Source organism: Kordia jejudonensis (assembly GCF_001005315.1).
Taxonomy (GTDB): Bacteria; Bacteroidota; Bacteroidia; order Flavobacteriales; family Flavobacteriaceae; genus Kordia; species Kordia jejudonensis.
Map to the genome: position 1 here is coordinate 43,515 of NZ_LBMG01000003.1, position 23,043 is coordinate 66,557.

A 23,043-nucleotide genomic window follows, 5' to 3' on the forward strand; every position below is an offset into this window, starting at 1 on the left:
CGCAGGAATGACATTTGGTTTCGATTGCGTAAAGCTGAACTTGATTCAACTTCTCACGCGGGAAAAATTCATGGTAAAAAACTATGATTTAAAAATACTTCTCCATACAATTTTTCTTTTTTTATTTTTGAAAAATCATTCGAAGTAACGTTTTATTTGAAATTGTCATTCCGCACTTGATGCGGAATCTGTTTTTGTTTTGTAGATTCCTGCCTGCGCAGGAATGACATTTGGTTTCGATTGCGTAAAGCTTAACTTGATTCAACTTCTCACACAAGAAAAAATTCATGGTAAAAAACTATGATTTTAAAAGTACTTCTCAATACTAATTGCTATTTGTAAAGTTCTAACAGCTTCGAGCAAAGCGAAAAAGCGATCTCAATTCTAACAGCGTAAGCGGTCTAATATCTATATAAGTAAATTAATTCGTTTCCGTATCTTCCACATCAAATGGTTTTCCTAAATAGACAAGCTTCCAGTTTTCACCTATCTCGTCTACTTCCATATTGTGTGAAGAGATAATATAAAACTCGTTATCTTCTTTTTTAATGAACAACGGAATGATGTCTTTGTCTTTATTCGTAATTTCAATCAAACCTTCGTAGTGTGCCTTATCGTTAATATCAATTTCTTGAATTGAAGGATATTTTCGCGTTACTTCCGTCAACGTACCATAATCATCAGTGTTAGAAAATAATCCTTCTTTCGGATTGTTAGTATCATCTAACATTTCTTCTCTGGTAACCAGTCGGAACGAACCATTTTCACCAAATTCTGCTCCAAACTTATCAATGGCGTACTTATTAATTCCAGAGTTTCCTGTCATTGCCATCAAATAACCAACATCGTTGAGTTCTATGTTGTCTGTTAAAGTATTGGAATAAATATCTGTATTAATCGCTTCTAAACCGAGTTCTTTTGCTTTTTCTATGTTGTTTTGATTGCTATCTATTAAAACTACATGGCGTCCATTGGTTTCTAAATAATGTCCCAACAAGCGTGATATTTTTGAGGCACCAACTATTAAAATTCCATCTGATTTTGTCAAGAATACACCAACCAATTTTGCAAACAATCGCGCCGTCGTTGCGTTTAGTAAAACGGTTCCAAGCACAATCATAAATACCAATGGTGTAATATATTCTGCACCTTCAACTCCTTGTTTCACTAATTTACTTCCAAATAAAGATGCAATTCCTGCCGCTACAATACCACGTGGGCCAACCCAGCTGATAAATAGCTTTTCGTTGACTTTGAGTTTCGAGTTCGTGGTGCTTAAAAATACACCTAAAGGTCTAATTACAAATACAACCACCGCAAATAGCGCCGCAGTTTTCCAATTGTATAACAACATCAAATCTTCCATATTAATGTTAGCTGCCAGTAGAATAAACAGTATGGAAATCAATAAGACACTGAGCGATTCTTTAAAGTATAAAAGTTCTTTTATGTTTTCTAATTTTCCGTTTCCAAGTACCATTCCCATCACAACAACTGCCAGTAGACCAGATTCATGTGCAAATATTTCTGATTCTACAAAAACCAATAATACGGCGGATAATGATACTACATTTAGTAAGTAATGTGGAATGAATTTTTTGTTGATAGCGTAGGCCAATGCGTGTGCAAACGTGAATCCGAATGTAGTTCCAAAAAGGATAATTTTTCCAAATTCAATCAAAGCTGTTTTGGTAAATCCGCTATCGCCTTCTACACTTATAAATTCGAATACCAAAACGGCAACCAAGGCACCAATTGGATCAATTAAGATTCCTTCCCATTTTAAAACGGTTGAAATGTCTTTTTTCAAAGGAATGTTTCGCAAAATTGGTGTAATTACGGTCGGTCCTGTGACAATAATCAATCCTGAGAATAGAAATGACAGTTCAAAGCTCAATCCAAAAATAAAATGTGCTACAAGTCCAGCTCCAAAAAAGGTAATTGCAGAACCTAATGTAATGAGTTTTGTAATGACTGGTCCTACATTTTTAATTTCAGATCGTTTCAGTGTCAATCCACCTTCAAATAGAATGATACTGATGGCAAGCGACACAAAATAGTACAAACTATCTCCAGGAAAAAGTCCTTTTCCTTTATCATTATCCCAAATTGGTTCAATCCACTTTGTTCCATCTTCTGATAAAAATTCTGCGGCAATTGGTCCCACTAACAGTCCAATAAGAATTAAGGGTAAAATTGCTGGAATTTTAAACTTCCACGCCACCCATTGTGCCAATATTCCTAAAATGATAATTCCCGCTAATTCGAGCATGTACGCAATTTTTAAAATTGAGTCGTAAATTTAACAATTATAATCTTAACAGAAGTGAGATGTTGTGATATTAAAGAAACTGTTTTTTAAAATTATGTTTTTTCACTGTATTTCAACAATATTCGAAGTTCATTGTATGAAAAGTCAGTGCCTGCAATTTTTTTGAGTTCGTTTAAATCTTCAAAAGTATTGTCGTTGATAAGTACCAAACCTTTGGTAACTTTTGCTGCTGGTATTATTTCGGTAATATCCAATACATCTTCCTGAACATAATGTGCCAAATGTCCTAAAATAGTGGATGCCGCCAATGCTCTTTTGCCTGCAATTTTAGCAATAGACAAACCTTCCTTGAAAAAATCTAACGAAATTTCTTTGGTGTTTTTCTTTTCAACCTCAATCACGACCACTTCTTCTTTTGACTCCAAGTTGTGTTTAGTGGTATATTCTTGTATGATTTCTAAAATTTCGTCACCATATTTTTCTACACGTTTTTTGCCCATTCCGTGTATATTTTTCAGCTGTTTTAGTGTTGTTGGTAACAATTCGCACATTTCAAATAGTGATTTTTGGGTAAATATTTGAAACGGTGGAATGTCTTCAGAATTAGAAACACTTAATCTAAACATGCGTAAATCTTCAAATAATTCTTCGTGCGTAGTAGATGTTGCAATTGCGCGTTTTACAACCTTAACTTCTGAAACTTCTAAGATTGAATTTGCACGTATTTTTAAGTAATTTTCTGTTGAAAAATTGCCTGATAATGCTTCTAAAATTTTAGATTTTATTGCCAATTGCGCTTCTACTTCTTTCAATTGTTTTTCAAAATCGCTTGATATCGCTTGATTGTCCGTTGTAAACGTTAACGTACTTAAAACGGTTGCAATATGCGCTTTTGTGTGTGTTTTAAAATAACCAATTGCCTTTTTAAAACGTTCCTGAATTGTAGCATCTTGTTCAGGATTTTCACTATTTTCTGCTAAAGTTTCCAATTGATTTTTAAACGAATTGTTAATCTTTAGTAACGGAATAATTCCTTTATCTTTTAGTGTTTCAAGCGGTTGCAAAATGTTTCCACTCAAAGTATTTTTATGATTGTGATACAAAGATATCAATCGATTTATCGGATGCATAAAATCATGATAATCAAACACTTCATGAATCAACTCTAATTGAAACGCCTTTTGCGAAGCTTTTAAATCAGCTTCATCGGGTTCGTTTTCTTCAACTTGTTTTGTAAAGGTATTTACCGTGGTATCACTGATGATATTTTCTGCTTTTATCGGGGTTTTTAGTACAATTCCTTCCAAAGTTTTGCATCGACTCAATGCTACATACGTTTGTCCGTGTGCAAAGGAAGCTTCGGCATCAATGATAGCTTTGTCAAATGTTAATCCTTGACTTTTATGAATGGTAATTGCCCACGCTAAACGTAACGGAATTTGCGTATAAGTACCTTCTATAGTGTTCGAAATTTCTTTGCTTTCTTTGTCAAGCGTGTACTTTATATTTTCCCAAGTTTCATAAGAAGCTTCAATAATATCGTCATTTGAACATTTTACCGTGACTGTATCTTCGTCCAAATGCAAAACGGTGCCAATTTTACCGTTGTAATAACGCTTTTCAATGGAACTATCGTTTTTTATAAACATTACTTGCGCGCCTTCTTTGAGCACTAAATGTTCACTATTTGGATACATTTTTTCACTAAAATCTCCTGAAACGTTAGCAGTGTATACGCTTTCTTTACTCGCCAAATTGTCTAATTCCTTTTTGTTGATAGCGTCTGCACGTTTGTTGTGCGTAGTCAGTGTAATGTAACCATCTTCCTTTTTCGGATTGAAATCTGGCTGATATTGTGTGTTTAATATTTTAGCAGAAGCCGCAGAAAGTTGGTTGTTGCGAATTTCATTCAGAATGGCGATAAATTTTTGATTTTGTTGCCGGTAAATATATTTCAATTCAATAGCCACAATAGCCGCTTTTTGATACGCTATACTGCTAAAAAAATAAGGAGTTTTGTAATAATCTTTCAGTAATTGCCATTCATGCGGACGCACAACGGGCGAAAGTTGTTGCAAGTCGCCAATTAATAGTAATTGTACACCACCAAAAGGCGCAGTGCTTCTTTTATATCTTCGCAACACCTCATCAATGCCGTCTAAAACATCGGCACGGACCATACTAATTTCATCAATAATGACAAGATCGAGCGATTTTATAATATTGATTTTTGTTTTACTAAACTTGCGTTGAACTGTACTCGTTTTTCCTGTAGTGCTTGGAATAAACGGATCAAAAGACAACTGAAAAAAGGAATGAATAGTTACACCTTTTGCATTAATTGCAGCAACACCTGTTGGCGCAACTACGACCAATCGCTTTAATGATCTTGCTTTGAGTTCGTGTAAAAAGGTAGTTTTTCCAGTACCTGCTTTACCGGTTAGAAATAGATTTCTATTCGTTTTTTCTATAAAATTAAATGCTAAGTCTAGCTCTCTGTTAATTTCCATGCGATATTTCTTGCCTTAAAGTTAACAGAAATAGCTGATCTAATTTTACTTTGAACTATTTTTTTGATTAAACGTAGCATGTATTGATTGTCTTCAAAATTGGTACTTGCAACACTACATATTTTTAAAAAGTATGATTTTGGTAGAAGAACGATAATATCATCAAAAAAATACTATCTTTCAATCCGAATCCTAGAAATAACCTTTTTGCAACAAAAACCTTTTCAAATCATCGGAATTGGAGTCGCGTTTTCTCCAAATCTAAAAGCCAACATTTACGAAGCCGCACGATTATCTTTGCTTTTTCAAGCAACGTTGGTATTGATTCATGTTGGAGAAAAATCGTCCGAAAAGATTCAAAAACTTAAGGAAATTTTAAACCCATTTAGCGCGCAACATCTTTCTTACGAACTTGTATTTAAAACGGGCGAACCTGTTGATGTTATTTTATCTACAACGATAGAAAAAAAGATCGATCTGTTGATTTTAGGAGCCTTACAACGTGAAAATTTTGTAAAATATTATATTGGTTCTATTGCAAGAAAAATTACGCGTAAAGCAAATTGCTCTATTTTATTAATGATCAATCCTTCCGTAGAACGCGTTCCGTGCGAACATATCGTGGTAAATGGTTTGGAAGATCACAAAACAAAACAAGCCATTGCTTCTGCTTTTTATGTGGGACATCAATTGGGCGCTGAAAAAATTACGATTGTTGAAGAAATTAGTCAACAGGAAGTTGCTGTTAATGTTGATGATGACAAATCGTTACGAAAAGCTACACTTTTAAAAGAGCGGATTCGTATGCGTGAAGAAAGCCGGATTCAAAAAATGGTAACCGAAATTCCTGAAAAACATATAGAAAAAATTGTCATAAAATCGCAACCCATTTTTGGAAAACGAGGTTATTCTATCGGACATTATGCACAAGTTGTCCGTGCCGATTTGCTCGTGATGAATGCGCCAGAAAAAATGACCTTTTGGGATCGTTTGTTTCCACATGATATTGAACACATTTTAACCGAACTACCAACCGACGTACTAATTATTCAATGAGTCCCAAAAAAAATACTTTTAAAGATTTCCTAAAAACACTTCCCAAAAACATTTTCTCTGGTTTTGTCGTAAGTCTTATTGCATTGCCACTTGGTTTAGGATTGGCTATGGCAAGTGAAGCACCACCAATTGCAGGAATTATTGCTGCCGTTGTTGGCGGATTTGTCGTGTCTATTTTAGGCGGAAGTTATGTCACTATTACAGGTCCTGGAAATGGTTTGGTTGGTGTATTACTCATTACCATTAGTACACTTGGAATCAACGATGCGTACGGCGCTATTATATGTTCAGGTGTGTTGTTATTGCTTTTAGGTTTCTTACGATTGGGCAAACTTGCCGATTTTTTTCCATCGTCCGCAATTCAGGGAATGTTGGCAGCTATTGGACTCATTATTTTGGCAAAATCAACACATGTAATGCTAGGAAATCAGGGTTTTCAAGGCGTTCCTGTTAGTATTGGTTCGTTTACCATTTTTGAAGAAGGAAGCGTGTTGGCATTGCTTTTCGGGATTCCTAAAACAATTATTGGACTCTTTTCAAATAAAGATTCTGGTCTTACATATGCCGCTTTTGCGGGAATTATTAGTTTGTGTATTATGGTGTTTTATCCAAAAATCAGAAACAAATATTTGCAATTGGTTCCTGCACCAATGTGGATTGTATTACTCTCAATTTCATTTAGTTATTACTACGAATTGGTACTACAAATGCCAAATCCTATAGCGGCAAGCGCGATGATTCCTGCAGTTCCAAGTTTTAATGAAATTATAACCGATTTGCCCGAAATTAGTTTTGGTAAAATTGGCGAAGCTGGTTTTTGGTCAGGTGCTTTTGCCTTGACGCTCATTGCGAGTATTGAATCGTTATTAAGCATCAAAGCTGTTGACAAATTGGATCCTGAAAAAAGACGATCGAACGTAAATAAAGATTTAAAAGCGCTTGGTTTGGCAACCATTGGAAGTGGTTTTTTAGGCGGTTTGAATGTAGTTACCGTAATTGCCCGAAGCTCCGTAAATGTGAATAATGGCGGAAGCAACCGATCGGCAAACTTTTTTCATGCATTTTTCTTAATACTTTTCATTGCTCTTTTTAGTACACAGTTAACTCGAATTCCGTTGCCCGCTTTAATGGCAATTTTAGTATATACAGGTTATAAATTGGCGTCTCCTGTCATTGTAACCAAAATATTTTCGATTGGAAAAGAACAATTGGTCATCTTTTTTGTCACCTTATTGACAACCTTAAAAGTAGGATTGATTACAGGAATTGCCGTTGGTGTTTTTACGACATTTATCATTCATATCATTATCAACAAAAGTCTTTCATTATTCATTCGAAATCTTACAAAGCCAAATGTATTGATGTTTAAAGAACAAGATACAAGCAATGATTATTTTTTGAGTGTGAAGCATTTCTGTAGTTTTTTAAACTATTATAAACTAAAAAATAAGCTTGACGCAATTCCTGAAGATACAGACGTAATTGTTGATTTTTCTATGTGTGAATTTGTAGATCATACCGTAATGGAAAACCTCAACAATTACCAAGAAATATTTGCAAAACGTGGTGGACATTTTGAAGTTATCGGACTCGATATGCACGGAACAGATTCTAAACATCCGTTTGCATTGCGACGTATTTTGCCGATTCCGAATTTGTTGTCAAACCTAACTCGACGACAAAAAACAATGGAAGAATTGTCGCTAGATTATGACTTGAGTTACGAATCAAACAAAAATAAAGACATTCACTTTTTGGAGAATTTTTTATTCTTTCGCACAAAAAAAATCAATCATACTTACAATCAATTGGCAGAAGAAAGCAATTCGGTTCGGTTGTTCGATTTAGAGTTTTCTGAAGGAGAATTTATTGCAAAAGAAGTGGTTCGTACTACCATGATGTATGTAGAACTCAATGAAGAAATCCCTGAATTTACGCTAGATAGAGAAGGTTTTCTGGAAAAAGTATATGCATTTGCAGGATTTGAAGACATTCCAATTGACAATCATTCTGACTTCTCCTATCGTTTCTATTTATTAGGCGAAGACCGAAAAGCAATTCAGCAATATTTTAATGATGATTTGGTGCATTTCTTTGAAAGCAATCCGTATTATCATGTAGAATCGAACGGAAAAGCCTTGTTGATTTTTGGAAAAGAACGTTTGGCAAATATCAAGGAAATTAAAGTGCTTTTTGACTTTGGAAAACGCTTGAAAAATGTACTTCGAAAATAAACATGCAATTGTCTAGACAATGTTCTTCACTTTAATCAAATTGTTTGATATTTACCAACAAAAAACTCCTAAATAGTATCATAACACACATAAGTCAATAACTGAGAACTTCTATTAAAACCATACTTCTAAATTTAAAATAATCTCAAAAATCAAAAATATAGGATTGGTTTTCTTAATAAAAACTTAACGAACACGCTTTTTTGTTGCGGTTTTGTTAATTTGCAACACCTTAAAATTAAATGACCTATGAAGCTTTATCCCATAGCTGCTGGAAATTTCAAATTAGATGGTGGTGCAATGTTTGGTGTAGTGCCAAAATCGTTGTGGCAACGTACCAATCCTGCTGATGCTGCTAATATGATTGATATTGCTGCACGCTGTTTGCTTATTGAAGATGGAAACCGATTAATTTTGGTAGATACAGGAATGGGAAATAAGCAAAGTGATAAGTTTTACGGATACTATCATTTGTGGGGCGATGACTCCATTGAAAAATCACTGAAACACTACGGATTTCACAAAGACGATATCACAGATGTATTTATGACACATTTACATTTTGATCATTGTGGTGGAAGTATTCAGTGGAATAAAGATAAAACTGGTTACGAACCTGCTTTTAAAAATGCTCGTTTTTGGAGTAATGAAAATCACTGGCAATGGGCAACAGTACCAAACAGACGTGAAAAAGCTTCATTCCTAAAAGAAAATATCATTCCGATGCAAGAAAGCGGTCATTTGAATTTTATTGCGCAACCTGAAAATGATATCTTAACAAAATCAGCTTTGGGTTTTGACGTGTTTTTTGCTAATGGACATACAGAAAAACAAATGATTCCGATGATTCATTACAAAGGAAAAACTATTTGTTTCATGGCCGATTTATTACCAACGGTTGGTCATTTACCACTTCCTTTTGTCATGGGTTATGATACGCGACCTTTGTTAACGTTGGACGAAAAAGAAAAGTTTCTAAACATGGCAGCAGACAATAATTTCTATCTGTTTTTAGAACACGACGCACATCACGAAATTATTACCGTAAAACATACCGAAAAAGGGGTAAGACTCAACGAAGTATTTACCTGCAAAGACATATTTTAAACACATTTATAAAAATAGAATAATAAATATCTCACATGAAATTAGTAAAATCCTCATTTTTAATTGCTACTGCGCTTATTATAGCTAGCTGCGGAAGTACACCTCCAATTTTATCAACACCGATTGAAAATATTGATACAACTCCTCTCAAAGAATCGAAGCTCTCAGAAATGGAGTTGAAAACTTGGGGACACAAAGATTTAGTTAGTGATACCATTCCTGGAATGAGTGTTGACAAAGCATACGCTGAAATCATCAAAGATAGAAAAGGTAAAAAAGTAATTGTTGCCGTATTAGATTCTGGAATCGATATCGATCATGAAGACTTAGATGATGTGATTTGGACCAACACAAAGGAAATTCCAAACAATGGAAAAGACGATGACAAAAACGGTTATGTTGACGATATTCATGGTTGGAACTTTTTAGGAGATTCGTATAACGAAAACTTAGAAATGACCCGAATTGTAAAAAAAGGAACGAGTCATCCTGATTATGCAGCAGCAAAAGCAGAACTTGATTCTGAATACCAAAGGTTTTCAAATATAAAGCAACGATATGATGTAATATATCAAAGAATCAAAGGTTCTAACGATGCTCTAAAAAAATATTTCAAAAAAGATAAGTACACGCTTGCAGAGTTAAATGCGGTGAATACCAATGATGAAACATTGCAAAATCACATTGCTGTTGCAAAACAATCATATGCAATGCTTGGTAGAGATGTAGAATCTATTGACGAAGTTGAAGAGGTTATCAAAGATGCTGTTGAGGGCATTGCAGAGCGTTTAAACTATAACTTAAATACAAATTTTAACGGACGAACGCCAGTTGGAGACAATCCATACGACATTACAGATACAGGTTATGGAAACGGAAACGTAAAGCACGTTAAAAAGAGTGAATCACACGGAACACATGTTGCTGGAATTATTGCAGCAGAGCGTAATAACGGTAAAGGTGTTAATGGAGTTGCCAATAATGTAGCAATTATGGCTGTACGAACAGTTCCTAATGGAGACGAATATGATAAAGATGTTGCTTTGGCAATTCGCTATGCGGTTGACAATGGTGCAAAAGTGATTAATACAAGTTTTGGAAAATATTTCTCTCAAAACTCTCAATGGGTTAAAGATGCCATCGCTTACGCAGGAAGAAACAATGTATTAATTGTAAATGCGGCAGGAAACGAAAACACAAACTTAGACAAAAAAGAAGTATTTCCAAATGATCAAACTTTGACAGGAGCTGAAATTTCAGATACATTCCTTACTGTTGGAGCAATTCAAAATAAGTACGGATCACAAATGGTTGCTGGATATTCTAATTATGGAAAAACAAATGTGGATGTATTTGCGCCAGGTTCTGCTATTTACTCTACATTTCCAGAAAACGACTATAAGTCTATTGGTGGAACTTCAATGGCAGCGCCAGGTGTTGCAGGTGTTGCAGCCTTAATTTTATCACACTACCCAAAACTAACAGCTGCACAAGTAAAAAAGATTATTATGCAATCAGGATTGGCTATCAATAGAAACGTTGTTGTCAATCAAGATGAAGACGCAGTTCCTTTCGCAAGCGCATCACAAAGTGGTAAAATTGTTAATGCATACAACGCACTTATTTTAGCTGATAAAGTAAGTAGAGGACAAGTAAAATTGTAAAATAAAACCAAATCCCATGAAAATTATTAGTAAAATAAGTATTCTAGTTCTTTTGGTAGTTGTGGCTTGCGCATCGCAAAAATCTATGACTAAAATCAACAATAATGGAACTTCTTCCAGTGCATCTTCAGGCTACTGGCAACAACATGTTGATTATACCATGGACATCGACATGAATGTAAACAATTACCAATATGATGGAACACAAAAATTAGTATACACCAACAATTCACCAGACGTATTAAACAAAGTGTATTATCACTTATATTTTAATGCCTTTCAACCTGGAAGTGAAATGGACGTTCGTTCTAGAACCATTGCAGATCCAAGTCCAAAAATAGGAAGTAGAATTAGTAAACTTTCGGATACTGAAATTGGATACATAAAAGTACTTTCGCTTACGCAGAATGGACAAAAAGTGGTGCATACGACAGAAGATACTATTTTAGAAGTAACGCTAGCAAAACCAATTCAACCAGGTGAGTCAACTACATTTGATATGACGTTTAAAGGACAAGTTCCTGTACAAATTCGCCGTTCGGGTAGAAACAACAAAGAAGGTGTCGCATTATCAATGACACAATGGTATCCAAAAATGGCAGAATACGACTTTGAAGGTTGGCATACGCCATCATATATTGGACGTGAGTTTCACGGTGTTTGGGGAGATTTTGATGTAAAAATTACCATTGATAAAAGCTATGTTTTAGGTGGAACAGGATATTTGCAAAATCCGAATGAAATAGGATACGGATACGAAACAGGAACCGTAAAACGTCCTGCGGGAAACACACTTACTTGGCATTTTAAAGCGCCAAATGTACACGATTTTACATGGGCTGCCGATCCTGAATATATACACGATACGTACAAAGGAGCAAATGGTGTAACACTTCACTTTTTATACAAAAATGATCCAAGTATTAGAGATAACTGGAAAAAATTGCAACCTAGAACAGCCGAAATGCTTGCCTATTTTAACAAATATGTTGGACAATATCCATACAAACAATACTCTGTAATTCAAGGTGGAGACGGCGGAATGGAATACGCAATGTGTACACTAATTACTGGAAAACGAAAATTTGGAAGCTTAGCTGGTGTTACTGCACATGAATTGGCACATACATGGTTTCAGTTCTTATTAGCTACCAACGAATCGAAACACGAATGGATGGACGAAGGTTTTACATCGTATATTTCGGGCAGATATATGAATGAAAAAATGGGCAAAAATGTTGAAAACCCATATAAGGGTTCATATAGAGCATATTTTAGATTAGTAGAATCTGGCAGAGAACAACCGCTTACCACACATGCTGATCGTTATCAATACAACAGAGCATACGGAACTTCTGCATACAGCAAAGGACTTATTTTCTTATCGCAATTAGAATATGTAATTGGAAAAGAAAACGTAGAAAAAGCGCTAAGAAAATACTTTGACGACTTTAGTTTTAAGCATCCAACACCAAATGATATCAAACGAAGTGCTGAAAAAGTTTCAGGAATTCACTTAGATTGGTATTTGACAGATTGGGCGCAAACAACCAATACCATTGATTATGGTGTAAAAGATATCAAAGGAAACACTGTTGTGTTGGAAAGAATTGGTTTAATGCCAATGCCTATAGATATTATGGTAAATTATACAGATGGAACTAGTGAAGCATTTTACATTCCGTTACGTATGATGCGTGGCGAAAAGCCAACAACGGCTACACTAAAGGACGATTGGGCTTGGGCATATCCAACCTATGAATTAAAAACCAACAAGGAAGTAAAAAGCGTAGAAATTGATCCATCGCAGTTGATGGCAGACGTTGATAGAAATAATAATACGGCGAGAAAATAAGCAAGCCATACAGTATAAAAAAATCCCGCTAATTTCTTAGCGGGATTTTTTTATTAATTTTTTTGTTGCAAAGCATTTTCGAGTAGTACAATTTTACTTTCCAAATCGTGAAGTCTATCATAAACATCAACAGGTTCAGGCATTTGTTTGGATGCAAACATTGTTACATACCATATTTCCATAATTTCTTCTGCATTAATTGTATATGTTGGATAATTTCCATCTTTATTATCAGATTTTAAAATCAGCTTTCCACGTTCTTCAATTCTATTAATAACACGTTTCAGCACAATTCCGTCATTACGACTCACAATAACATATACACGTCCGTCTTTTACATCGCTTAAATCCTCCACATACTTACCGAAGACTAAATCGCCATCAAAAAACGTACGCACCATCGAATTTCCTTGTACTTCAAAGCAACGAAATGTTCCATTGGTTAAATGTGGCATGCTAAAAGAAGGAAGTGTTTCGATATAATCAGCATCTCCATAACCGTCTAAATAACCAGCTCGTGCTTTAATAGGAACGTATACAACATTTTCTTCTCCATCTTGATTCACGGCAACTACTTGTGGAATTCCAGCATATGTTTGAAATTCTTTTTTATCAGATTTAAACAATTGTGTGCTTTTTCCAAATAAATAATCTGGATTAATCTCAAATTCATTAATAATACTGGTTAATAAATCGTATCCAGGTTTTGTTCTTTTTCGCGTTCCATCTGCCTGTGGCCTACCGTTGGTAATACTATCAATAGTAGTACTTGTCACTCCTATTCGTTTGGAAAATGAATTATTATTAAGATGAAAATGATCTATAATCTCTTTTATTTTTTCATGTATTCCTTCCATATCTCGCTTACTTAAAATTAAACATTTTACAAAAAATTCTGTTTTTTGTTTTATATATTCTGTAATTTGTTTTATATTTGTATTGTAATTTGTTGCTAAGATATGAATTTTTATTGAAAATCAAACATTTGTGAGTATAAATGTCGATTTTATTCTTCATAAATACAATAAAAGCAACAAAATATAGACTGATGGTTACGTGTTGAAAATGATTTTCGAACACGATTTTAGAAATATAAAACATATAGAATACACATACATTTAACGGCTATGAAGCGAAGTAAAGAACTTTTAGACAGACGAAAACAATTTGTGCAGAACTACGTAAAAGACAATTCTGCAAAGCAGATGAAAGTAATCATTAACGAATTAGTAGAACAACTATTCATCTCAGAAAAAACCATATACAATATTTTAAAACAGTAATTAGCTAGTCACTCATACGCATTAAAATATATGTATATCCGAAGGCTCCTTTATTAGGGTAAAGGAGCTTTCTTTTTTTAATAATAATACAATAACATATACCATGAAACAAACAATTGAAACCTTAAAATCCTATTTTGAAACAGGAGACAAACCTACAGAAAGTCAATTTGCAGACTTAATTGACAGCTTAGCAATGCCAATGATTGGCGAAATTAAAACAGTTAGTTTCGCCAGTGTGCCGAGTGGCTGGGCAAAATGCAATGGCCAATTATTAAATATTGCTGAATATGAAACACTATTTAATATAATTGGAAACACCTATGGAGGTAATGGAACTACAAATTTTGCCTTGCCAAATTTACAAGGGAAAACCATGATTCATAGCGATCCAACGTATCCACTTGGACAAGCTGGTGGAGAAGCACAAAATACACTTTCCGAAAGTCAATTACCAGCGCACAGTCACGGCGTTGGAACTTTAACTGCTTCTCATAGTTTAACAGGAACAGTAAAAGCTTTAGCTGACGAAGGGCTTTCAGATGAAGCGATAGAGAATCATTTTTCTTCAGGAAGAGACCAAAATTTTTCAGAAACTACTTCTACTGTTAATTTAGATTTAATGAGAGCCGACAACGTTCAAATCAACGGAAATGTAACACTTTCAGGAAATACAGCCACTACTGGAAGTTCAACACCTGTAAACAACATGCAACCGTATTTAGTGGTAAACACAATCATTGCATTAGAAGGAATTAATCCTTTAGCGAGTTAATTTATTTATCAGATTATTAGTTTTAAAAATCTCTTTGGTCTTTCACTATCAAAGAGATTTTTTTTATTCTATTATGTACGCTTACACAATAACTTTTCTTCTTAAAAGCATACATAGCAACTCTTTCCAACAAAAAACAGAAAAATCTATATAATATGTTGTAATATGTTTGTTTTGTGTTGTAATATGTTTTATATTTGTACTCGCTTTTCTAATGAACAGTACAACTTTTTTGTACGATTCATATCAAAAATACTGTTGAGAAGAACCATAATATAGATGCAAAAGCCCCATTCTGGTTAAGAAAATACAAAAACACGGTTGCACTACTTAGTTACTTTTTCTTCTCAAATTAAAAATTCCAACATTTTCATGAATATATACACATGTACTGTATCCATACAGTTGCAAAATTATAGTGTATAAAAATTATATGTCAGACAATAACAGTTGTCGTTCAAACTGAAAAAAGTAAAAACTATGAACTTAATTCAAAAAGCATTATCACAATATGGTGTTAGAGAAATTACTGGAAAGGAATCTAATCCTCAAATCATTAGATACTTTGAAACATTGGGATACGACGGAAACAAATTGCATGACGAAACTGCTTGGTGTAGTGCATTTGTGAATTGGGTCACCAAAACTCAAAATTACCCTTATAGCGGAAAATTAAATGCACGAAGTTGGCTAAATATTGGAGAATCAACAGCAATTCCCGCACTTGGAGACCTTGTCATATTATGGCGTGAATCTCCTAGTAGTTGGAAAGGACACGTTGGCTTTTTTATCAAACAAACTAGACGTTATGTTTATGTTTTAGGTGGAAACCAAAACAATAGTGTTTGTATAAAAGCCTATCCTAAAAACAGAATCTTGGATTATAAAAAATTATATAAAAATGGAGAAGATTAAAATATATGTTTTTTGGTTGTTGGCTTTACTATCGCCAATGGTCACCATAATGTTAACGATCATTTTTCTAATAATTGTTGATTTTATTACTGGAGCGTATGCCTCTTTTAAAAACAACATTCCTATTAGTAGCAAACGTATCGGAAATACGATCTCAAAATTTTTCATCTATAACTTGGTCATACTTTCGGCCTTTTTATTGGAAAAATATATTGTAAATGAAATCCCTTTTCAGAGAATCATTACAGGATTTATCGCCATAGCAGAAGTGAAATCTATTTTAGAAAACTTCAACAAAATATATGGCATCAATCCGTTCAAAGCTTTAATTAATTTAATAAAAAAAAAGTCTCTCGACAGTTTAGAAGAAACCATAGATATTCTTGTAAATGACAAAGAGCAAAATCATAAAATTCAAAAAAAATGAAACAATCATTAGAAATATTAAAATCCTATTTCGAAACAGGTGACAAACCTACACAAGCAGAATACGAAGATGTGTTTGATAGTCTTGTACATAGAGACGAAATGGAAACAACAACAAATACTGTATACGTATCTGCAACAAATGGAAATGATGTTACAGCACAAATAGGTGAACCAAGAAAACCTTTTCTAACCATTGATGAAGCCATTGCTGCTTTTGAAAGTGAATATCCAAGAGAAGGCGATTTAACAAGCTTAGATCATCCTTTTTTAACAATCAAATTGCTCACGGATGAAACCTATGAAATAAACGCATTGTTACCTCAAAGAAATATTCGTTTCGAATCTAAAGCGTCTTGTACAATTGACTTTTCAAATAACACAAACGAGTATTTCCACAACAGAGTAGAAGATGTGTACAATAAATATGTGTTTTCATTACCAAATGGTAGGTTACTAAACAATTCTGAAAATACCTTCTTAGGAGGCACTTTATATTTTGAAGGGGAATTTGACGTAATCGAAACCTACGGCGCTCCATACTCAAATTTTAATAAAGGTTTCATTAGTGCTAACCAAATAAATGTTACGTATAATTTATTAAAAGGAAGTGGAGTTGCATTCACTGCTTTAGGTATAAATAGTATTAATTATTTTAATGGTAATATTGAAAGTGTTGGAGCTGACTTAATGGTTCATAACGAAGGACGCGGAACCTGCTATTTTGATTTTGATGTAGCTGAAGGAACACATAAAGTTTCATTATTAAAAGCAGGACTTGTATATACAGCGTATGTCAACTTCGGTAAGCACAAACCCGATGTTGCAAGCGAAATTGTAAAAACTGGTACAAATGGAAAAATCTTCGTTAACTTTAAAGACAATGCAGAAGTTTATGGCAATTTTAATGCTACAGAAACCTATTTTACAGGCGATAATGTAACCGTAAATGCTCCACTTGCTAGACTACAAAACAAATTGTTTTTTGAAGGTTTATCAATAAAAGCATCCACATATTTATGTACATATATTGGTGTTGCAGCACAAGTTTCTATTAAAAACTGTCATGTAGAAGTACATTCAAGTCTTGTATACATAGAAACCAATACCGCTTTTAATCAAGATATTCTACAATTTATTGGATACAACTGTATTTACCAAACAGATGATCCAGGAACAAACTTAGTAGTAAAGTTTTCAACGGCTATACCTACAAATGTGAGTTACAATGTAGCACTTCAAAACTCTTTAATTACCAATGGTATTCTAAATACAACGCTTACGGGAACTAACACAGCAACAGCAACCGTAACTATCGGAAATACCAATACCTACTAAACATACAATTATTAATAGTACTAATTCAAGAGCCTTTGATAATCAAAGGCTCTTTTTATCTCAATACCTATGAATACAAAATATATATCTACCGAACGTATATTACTTGTCATCATTATCGGTTTATTATGGTATAGCTTATTGCTAAAATCGTGCGAAAGTGATGTTCAACTCAATACAAAACCAACAATTACCATTGTAAAAGATACCATTTGGCAAACAAAAGTTGATACATTACATATTGAAACAACAAAGTTTGAATATGTATACATTCCTGTGAAGGGAACAAAAGAAGAACGTAAAAATTTTCAAAAAGAAATCAACGCAAAAGAAATAGCAAAATTTGCCAAAGGAAAACTCTACAAAGACACTTTACAAACCGACGATATTGACATTTTTACACACAACTTAGTCGATGGAACGTTGATTGACAGTAAATTTTCATACAAATTAAAAGTTCCCAGAGAAATTACCATTACAAAAACCATTGAACATCCGCCAATCTATAAAAGTGGATTGTATGTTTTTGGAGAAATTGGTGGCAATAAAAATCAGTTTGATAACCTAAGTCTTGGTCTACAATATCAACACAAAGGAAATTGGTTTGCGTCTTACCGTGTAAATCTCAATCAAATACAAGAAACCACACATAATATTGGTGTTGGTGTTCGGTTGTGGTAATACAAAACGATTCCAATTGATGTCGTAAGGTGTAGCTTTTATAAATCTTTCTTACCTCTTTTTGTTTTAGACCAAACCAATAAAAAGATGATAATTGCAGTCATTACAACCAAAGCCGCACCTAAAAAATACTTTTCCTCTATTGTTTGTTGTAAAAGTATTGTGATCAAAAATAGCTGTTTAAAAAATATCATATCCTATTATTTTAGTGAAATTAAAAATAGGTAATATACCCTGATAAATCTATGATATAAATCAGCTTACAGAGTTTGCCAATGACTATTTCCAAGTACGCTAAAAAATTGAAAGTTGTCTTTTCAAACGAAGAATATTTTTACAAACGAAGAATAATCACAATAATAATCCCTATCAATACGAGCATCAATAAAAGCTCTATTGCATAGGGTTTATTGTGTTTTTTCGAAGTAAGTCTGTTGGTTTCTTCCGACTCTACTTCTTTCAGTTTTTCATTGATAATTTCAACTAAAAAAATATCATTTTTATGAAAAAAATACTCTGAAAACTTAGAATCTGGAATGTCACGCTTCACAAACTTAATATGCTGCTCCCGCAAAGCCGAATCGAAGAAATCTTCAGCTTCTTGATTGGTAAATAATTTAAAATAACGCTCTAAATCTGTTTTTTTCATTCGTGGTTCGTGTACAATAAAGATAGTAAATACAATCTTATTTTCTATTTTTACCGAGATTCAATAAATTTTCATGAATTATAGTTTTCCAAAAGAAGAAAAATTAAAAAGCAAAAAGTGTATTGATCTACTTTTTAGTGAAGGAAATTCAGTTTCAAAATTTCCACTCAAACTCATCTATACAGCTACAGAGTTGCCAAAAAATGTACCTGCACAAGCGGGCGTTTCAGTCACAAAAAGAAGATTTAAAAAAGCGGTAACACGCAATCGCATCAAAAGATTAATGCGTGAAGCCTATCGTTTGCACAAAAATGACGTTTTTAACACAATATCAACATCCTATGCTTTTATGTTTTTGTATATTGGAAAACAAGAACCAACTTTTGAAGAAATTGAAAACGCAATGATTGGTTTGTTGCAAAAATTTTTAGCGAAAACCGCAACACAAAACACACCCGAAAAATAATGTTATTCCTGCTATCTTTCTAGCTATTAATGATATAAGAAGATGAAAAAAATATTAAGAAAAAGAATTCTAATTCCAGTATTGGCTACCGTTTTTCTATTTGGAACCGTAAGTTTTAAAAGTGATTTTTTTGAAATTGCCAAGCAAATTGAAATATTCACGACCATGTTTAAGCAATTGAATATGAATTATGTGGACGAAACCAATCCTGCCGATTTAATGGATGGAGCCATCAAAGAAATGCTCAACGATTTAGATCCGTATACCAAGTTTTACAATGAACAAGATGTGGAAGCGGCAAAAATTAGAAATGCTGGCGAATATTCAGGAATTGGCGCTTCTGTTCGAAGAAATAACAAAAAAATTACTATCATCGAACCGTATAAAGATTATCCTGCGGACAAAGCTGGTTTAAAAGCAGGTGATGAAATTATTCAGATTGATGATATCGTTATTGCCAACTTTAAAGAAGACACAGGAGAATTGCTAAAAGGTGCCGCAAATAGCACTATCAACATTGTATACAAACGTCAAGGGAAAGAATACAAAACACAACTTACACGTAGTAAAATTGAAGTAGATGCTGTTCCGTTTTTCAAAATGATTGATGACAAAACAGGATACATTGTACTGGCAAAATTCAACAAAAAAGCCAGCGCACAAACCAAAGATGCGCTTGAACGACTCAAAGAAGATGGCGCAGAACGTATTGTACTTGATTTGCGCAGTAATCCAGGTGGATTGCTTAGAGAATCGATTGACATTGTAAATTTATTTGTGCCAAAAGGAGAAGTAATAGTAACCACAAAATCAAAAGTTAAAAAATACAACAGAACCTACAAAACCAGAAAAAAACCAGTAGATACGGAAATTCCACTTGTAGTTTTGGTAAATGGACGAAGCGCTTCGGCAAGTGAAATTGTTTCGGGTGCTTTGCAAGATTTGGATAGAGCTGTTGTAATTGGCGCACGTAGTTTTGGAAAAGGATTGGTACAACAGCCTAAAAAACTTACCTACGGAACGCAATTGAAAGTTACCATTTCAAGGTATTACACACCTTCAGGACGTTGTATTCAGGCATTAGATTACTGGAATAGAGATGCCGATGGAAACGCCGTTAGAACCAATGAAAACGATTATACAGAATTCAAAACGAAAAAAGGAAGAAGCGTATATGATGGTGGCGGAATTAATCCAGATATTGAAATTTCTTCACAAAAAACAAGCGATTTTACAAAATCGTTAATCGGAAACTTAGTTATCTTCAATTATGCGACAGAATTCTACAACGAAAATACGTTTGCAGATATGAATGCATTTGATTTTAATGATTCAAACTACGATGATTTCAAACAAAGTGTCGCTTCCACGGGATTGGACTTTTACGAAACAGAAACGGAAAAAGCACTAAAAAAAGCCATGAGTACCAAAGAAGCAAAAGACTTTGGAGAAAATGTATCTGAAGAATACAAAGAATTACTGGCTTCCATCAAACAAAGTAAATTGGACGCGCTTGATACGTATGAAGATGAAATCAAAAAAGAATTAAAAAGTGAAATTCTAAAACGTTATTTCTACCGAGAAGGTTTATTTGAATATCAACTTACAAATGACGAAACCATCAAAAAAGCGACTGAAATTTTAGCAAACAAAAGTGATTATGATAAAATTTTAAACTAATGTATGTTCAATACTGCAAATAGTGATTTTTTGTAATATCTCTTTATCCATATAAGTATGAAAAAATATTTCTTTCTAATTTTAATAATCGTTTTTAACAGCTGTAATAAAAATGAAGAAACAATAGAGGAAACAACAGCACCCATACAAACTGATATTTCTATAACGTCATCTGAAAATTCAATTTCTTGGATTAATTATACTGATTTGACACAAAAACTAGAAAATATATTAAGTTACAATTACGGAAGCGCACTTGAAAGTGAGACTGAAAAACAACAAAACTTTAATGCCGATACAACTCAAGTAATTGCAACATTGAACTTCAAAACAGCATTTCAAAATACATACAACGATACTAACCTAGCGAATAACTCCGTCACCATTAGTCTTGAAAAAAACGAAGCTATTGAACTCAAAGCTGATGGTCCTGGAAATACCTATGAACTCATTACTTCTGTATTAGCACCAGGATATAATCCTATTGAAACACCAGATTGTGGCCATAATGGATTTGGCGAACATATTGATGAGGTTTTTGATAATGAATTAAATACAAATGTTTTTCGATTTTATATTCATACTACACCAGATAATGATAGATGTATAAATTTTGATAGACAACGAAATGAAATCAAAACGTATAATCAATCGCCTGATAATTTAGTGGGTGTAGAAAATGAAAAAGTAGTTTACAAATGGAAATTTAAGCTGGATGCTGGCTTTCAATCTTCGCCCAACTTTACACACATACATCAACTAAAATCAGTTGGCGGAGCATTCTCTAGCATGCCAATGTATACCTTAACTACAAGAAAAGGCAGTCCAGACAAACTAGAATTGCGTTATGCGGAAACAGATACTCAAATTACACTCACAGAAACAGATATAGCACCTTTTATAAACTCTTGGGTAGAAGTAACAGAAATCATTACATATAGTGTAGCTGGAACCTATGAAATTGAAATCAAAAGAATAAGTGACAATCAAGTTTTACTCAACTATACCAATACCGCAATTGTAAATTGGAGACCCGACGGCACTTTTGTAAGACCTAAATGGGGTATTTATAGAAGTCTACTAAATGTACAAGACTTAAGAGATGAAACTGTATTATTTGCTGATTTTAGTATCATGGAAATTGAGTAATAACTACATTTTACTATAAACTAAGAATCTAAATTCCAATTGAAATTTAACGAATTGCACTTTGAACAAGTAACATATTCTTTTTGAGAAAGTGCTGTATCACAACGCAAACAAATATTAGTTTTCAAATTTATATGACTTGTAACAAACTTCGAATTTTTAAGCGTAATACTGTACATAGTTCTCATTTCAACGATAGTTTTCAAAGGAGATATTTTATTCATTTCCGATAATTTTATCTTTTCTTCCAACGAAAAATTAGGAATCTCAAATACTTCATTTGGATTACAGCGTTTGCAAATTAGTTTCATTCTAAGCATTTCTTGTCATGGCAATATGTGGAATTCCATCCTCTAAATATTCATCGCCTATTTGAGAAAAACCATGTGATTCGTAAAATTTTTTCAAATATGTCTGAGCAGAAATTTTAATCTTTCTTGTATTATAATATTTATAAATAGCCGCAATAGAAGCTTTTATAATGGCATGACCGTAGCCAAACGCGCGTGCTTTTTCTGAAACCACTACTCTACCAATACTTGCATTTTCAAAATAATCGCCAGCATCAAACAATCGTGTGTAGGCAACTATTTTTCCATCCGTAGTTCCAATCACATGAAGTGCTTTTTTATCTTTTCCATCCAAATCCTGATACACACAATCTTGTTCTACTACAAACACTTCACTTCGTAGTTGTAACACATCATACAATTCATCCACTGAAAATTCACTAAAAGTTTTTACGTTAACTGTCAACATCTTATAAAATTATTCCAACATTTTACAAAAATAAATTGTAATATGTTATGTTTGTTTTGTAATATGTTTTATATTTGCCTTGTTATTTATTCATAAAAGCTATAAAACAATACAAGTATAGCTGAAAAATATGGATTATTTAATTTTTAAATGAAAATATTCAAACATTTGATTGAATATCGAAAGAAATGACAATAAATTTTTAATCGTACAGAAAAGAAGTG

General features: G+C 33.4%; 20 protein-coding genes. 14 read left to right on the plus strand and 6 right to left on the minus strand.

The window, feature by feature from the left end; genetic code table 11:
• Positions 1-421: 421 nt before the first annotated feature.
• Both AA089_RS02005 and AA089_RS02010 read right to left on the minus strand, forming a co-directional pair.
• Complete coding sequence (locus AA089_RS02005) at positions 422-2,272, minus strand: cation:proton antiporter (protein ID WP_046755238.1); 1,851 nt, start codon at positions 2,270-2,272, stop codon at positions 422-424.
• A 92-nt stretch (positions 2,273-2,364) separates the two neighbouring features.
• Entirely contained in the window at positions 2,365-4,782 is a 2,418-nt protein-coding gene (locus AA089_RS02010; RefSeq protein ID WP_046755239.1) for an HRDC domain-containing protein, read from the minus strand.
• A gap of 207 nt (positions 4,783-4,989) precedes the next feature.
• Between AA089_RS02010 and AA089_RS02015 the strand changes: the two genes are divergently transcribed.
• The 5 genes from AA089_RS02015 to AA089_RS02035 all read left to right on the plus strand — a co-directional run bounded on the left by AA089_RS02015 (position 4,990) and on the right by AA089_RS02035 (position 12,698).
• Complete coding sequence (locus AA089_RS02015) at positions 4,990-5,838, plus strand: universal stress protein (protein WP_046755377.1); 849 nt, start codon at positions 4,990-4,992, stop codon at positions 5,836-5,838.
• A complete protein-coding gene (locus tag AA089_RS02020) occupies positions 5,835-8,072 on the plus strand; it encodes a SulP family inorganic anion transporter (RefSeq protein ID WP_046755240.1) in 2,238 nt (745 codons plus the stop codon). The genes AA089_RS02015 and AA089_RS02020 overlap by 4 nt, the downstream gene beginning before the upstream one ends.
• 249 nt (positions 8,073-8,321) lie before the next feature.
• Positions 8,322-9,179, plus strand: coding sequence for an MBL fold metallo-hydrolase (locus AA089_RS02025; RefSeq protein ID WP_046755241.1), 858 nt, complete (start codon positions 8,322-8,324; stop codon positions 9,177-9,179).
• 35 nt (positions 9,180-9,214) lie between these two features.
• Positions 9,215-10,843 carry a S8 family peptidase gene (locus AA089_RS02030; protein WP_046755242.1) on the plus strand — a complete coding sequence of 543 codons (1,629 nt, stop codon included), beginning with the start codon at positions 9,215-9,217 and terminating at the stop codon, positions 10,841-10,843.
• Between the two features lie 16 nt (positions 10,844-10,859).
• Positions 10,860-12,698 carry a M1 family metallopeptidase gene (locus AA089_RS02035; protein ID WP_046755243.1) on the plus strand — a complete coding sequence of 613 codons (1,839 nt, stop codon included), beginning with the start codon at positions 10,860-10,862 and terminating at the stop codon, positions 12,696-12,698.
• A gap of 53 nt (positions 12,699-12,751) precedes the next feature.
• Here AA089_RS02035 and AA089_RS02040 read toward each other — a convergent pair whose 3' ends face one another.
• Positions 12,752-13,555, minus strand: a complete 804-nt coding sequence (locus AA089_RS02040) for a S24 family peptidase (RefSeq protein ID WP_046755244.1) — start codon at positions 13,553-13,555, stop codon at positions 12,752-12,754.
• Positions 13,556-13,825: 270 nt separating this feature from the next.
• Between AA089_RS02040 and AA089_RS24475 the strand changes: the two genes are divergently transcribed.
• From AA089_RS24475 to AA089_RS02065, 6 genes are all read left to right on the plus strand, one after another.
• Entirely contained in the window at positions 13,826-13,981 is a 156-nt protein-coding gene (locus AA089_RS24475; RefSeq protein WP_156168861.1) for a hypothetical protein, read from the plus strand.
• 103 nt (positions 13,982-14,084) lie between these two features.
• Positions 14,085-14,756, plus strand: a complete 672-nt coding sequence (locus tag AA089_RS02045; protein WP_053002163.1) for a phage tail protein — start codon at positions 14,085-14,087, stop codon at positions 14,754-14,756.
• Positions 14,757-15,236: 480 nt separating this feature from the next.
• Positions 15,237-15,671 (plus strand): TIGR02594 family protein, encoded by a 435-nt coding sequence (locus AA089_RS02050; protein ID WP_046755245.1) that lies wholly within the window; start codon positions 15,237-15,239, stop codon positions 15,669-15,671.
• On the plus strand, positions 15,658-16,098 hold the full coding sequence (locus tag AA089_RS02055; RefSeq protein WP_046755246.1) for a phage holin family protein: 441 nt from the start codon (positions 15,658-15,660) through the stop codon (positions 16,096-16,098). Before AA089_RS02050 ends, AA089_RS02055 begins: the two co-directional genes overlap by 14 nt.
• Complete coding sequence (locus AA089_RS02060; RefSeq protein ID WP_046755247.1) at positions 16,095-17,435, plus strand: hypothetical protein; 1,341 nt, start codon at positions 16,095-16,097, stop codon at positions 17,433-17,435. The genes AA089_RS02055 and AA089_RS02060 overlap by 4 nt, the downstream gene beginning before the upstream one ends.
• A 69-nt stretch (positions 17,436-17,504) precedes the next feature.
• Positions 17,505-18,116: a hypothetical protein gene (locus AA089_RS02065; RefSeq protein ID WP_046755248.1), complete on the plus strand. Its 612-nt coding sequence runs from the start codon at positions 17,505-17,507 to the stop codon at positions 18,114-18,116.
• A 38-nt stretch (positions 18,117-18,154) separates the two neighbouring features.
• On the opposite strand, the gene AA089_RS24480 is transcribed toward AA089_RS02065, so the two are convergent.
• Both AA089_RS24480 and AA089_RS02070 read right to left on the minus strand, forming a co-directional pair.
• Positions 18,155-18,310, minus strand: a complete 156-nt coding sequence (locus AA089_RS24480; protein ID WP_156168862.1) for a hypothetical protein — start codon at positions 18,308-18,310, stop codon at positions 18,155-18,157.
• Between the two features lie 140 nt (positions 18,311-18,450).
• Entirely contained in the window at positions 18,451-18,765 is a 315-nt protein-coding gene (locus AA089_RS02070) for a hypothetical protein (RefSeq protein ID WP_046755249.1), read from the minus strand.
• A gap of 73 nt (positions 18,766-18,838) precedes the next feature.
• Between AA089_RS02070 and rnpA the strand changes: the two genes are divergently transcribed.
• From rnpA to AA089_RS02085, 3 genes are read left to right on the plus strand one after another with little or no spacing between them, the layout of a single operon-like run.
• Positions 18,839-19,231, plus strand: coding sequence for a ribonuclease P protein component (rnpA, locus tag AA089_RS02075; protein ID WP_046755250.1), 393 nt, complete (start codon positions 18,839-18,841; stop codon positions 19,229-19,231).
• Positions 19,232-19,273: 42 nt separating this feature from the next.
• Positions 19,274-20,911 carry a S41 family peptidase gene (locus AA089_RS02080; protein WP_046755251.1) on the plus strand — a complete coding sequence of 546 codons (1,638 nt, stop codon included), beginning with the start codon at positions 19,274-19,276 and terminating at the stop codon, positions 20,909-20,911.
• Positions 20,912-20,968: 57 nt separating this feature from the next.
• The gene (locus AA089_RS02085) at positions 20,969-22,060 is read left to right on the plus strand and encodes a hypothetical protein (protein WP_193786560.1); all 1,092 of its coding nucleotides are present in this window, start codon (positions 20,969-20,971) and stop codon (positions 22,058-22,060) included.
• 312 nt (positions 22,061-22,372) lie between these two features.
• Here AA089_RS02085 and AA089_RS02095 read toward each other — a convergent pair whose 3' ends face one another.
• The gene (locus AA089_RS02095; protein WP_046755253.1) at positions 22,373-22,819 is read right to left on the minus strand and encodes a GNAT family N-acetyltransferase; all 447 of its coding nucleotides are present in this window, start codon (positions 22,817-22,819) and stop codon (positions 22,373-22,375) included.
• Positions 22,820-23,043 lie beyond the last annotated feature (224 nt).

Bases quoted from the DNA above. Each gene is read 5' to 3' on its own strand.
- AA089_RS02010 (WP_046755239.1), bottom strand. From the start codon at position 4,782: ATGGAAATTAACAGAGAGCTAGACTTAGCATTTAATTTTATAGAAAAA.
- AA089_RS02040 (WP_046755244.1), bottom strand. From the start codon at position 13,555: ATGGAAGGAATACATGAAAAAATAAAAGAGATTATAGATCATTTTCAT.
- AA089_RS02055 (WP_046755246.1), top strand. From the start codon at position 15,658: ATGGAGAAGATTAAAATATATGTTTTTTGGTTGTTGGCTTTACTATCG.
- AA089_RS02065 (WP_046755248.1), top strand. From the start codon at position 17,505: ATGAATACAAAATATATATCTACCGAACGTATATTACTTGTCATCATT.
- AA089_RS02025 (WP_046755241.1), top strand. From the start codon at position 8,322: ATGAAGCTTTATCCCATAGCTGCTGGAAATTTCAAATTAGATGGTGGT.
- AA089_RS02085 (WP_193786560.1), top strand. From the start codon at position 20,969: ATGAAAAAATATTTCTTTCTAATTTTAATAATCGTTTTTAACAGCTGT.
- AA089_RS02070 (WP_046755249.1), bottom strand. From the start codon at position 18,765: ATGAAAAAAACAGATTTAGAGCGTTATTTTAAATTATTTACCAATCAA.
- AA089_RS02095 (WP_046755253.1), bottom strand. From the start codon at position 22,819: ATGTTGACAGTTAACGTAAAAACTTTTAGTGAATTTTCAGTGGATGAA.
- AA089_RS02060 (WP_046755247.1), top strand. From the start codon at position 16,095: ATGAAACAATCATTAGAAATATTAAAATCCTATTTCGAAACAGGTGAC.
- AA089_RS02035 (WP_046755243.1), top strand. From the start codon at position 10,860: ATGAAAATTATTAGTAAAATAAGTATTCTAGTTCTTTTGGTAGTTGTG.
- AA089_RS02050 (WP_046755245.1), top strand. From the start codon at position 15,237: ATGAACTTAATTCAAAAAGCATTATCACAATATGGTGTTAGAGAAATT.
- AA089_RS02080 (WP_046755251.1), top strand. From the start codon at position 19,274: ATGAAAAAAATATTAAGAAAAAGAATTCTAATTCCAGTATTGGCTACC.
- rnpA (WP_046755250.1), top strand. From the start codon at position 18,839: ATGAATTATAGTTTTCCAAAAGAAGAAAAATTAAAAAGCAAAAAGTGT.
- AA089_RS02045 (WP_053002163.1), top strand. From the start codon at position 14,085: ATGAAACAAACAATTGAAACCTTAAAATCCTATTTTGAAACAGGAGAC.
- AA089_RS02020 (WP_046755240.1), top strand. From the start codon at position 5,835: ATGAGTCCCAAAAAAAATACTTTTAAAGATTTCCTAAAAACACTTCCC.
- AA089_RS02030 (WP_046755242.1), top strand. From the start codon at position 9,215: ATGAAATTAGTAAAATCCTCATTTTTAATTGCTACTGCGCTTATTATA.
- AA089_RS02005 (WP_046755238.1), bottom strand. From the start codon at position 2,272: ATGCTCGAATTAGCGGGAATTATCATTTTAGGAATATTGGCACAATGG.
- AA089_RS24480 (WP_156168862.1), bottom strand. From the start codon at position 18,310: ATGATATTTTTTAAACAGCTATTTTTGATCACAATACTTTTACAACAA.
- AA089_RS24475 (WP_156168861.1), top strand. From the start codon at position 13,826: ATGAAGCGAAGTAAAGAACTTTTAGACAGACGAAAACAATTTGTGCAG.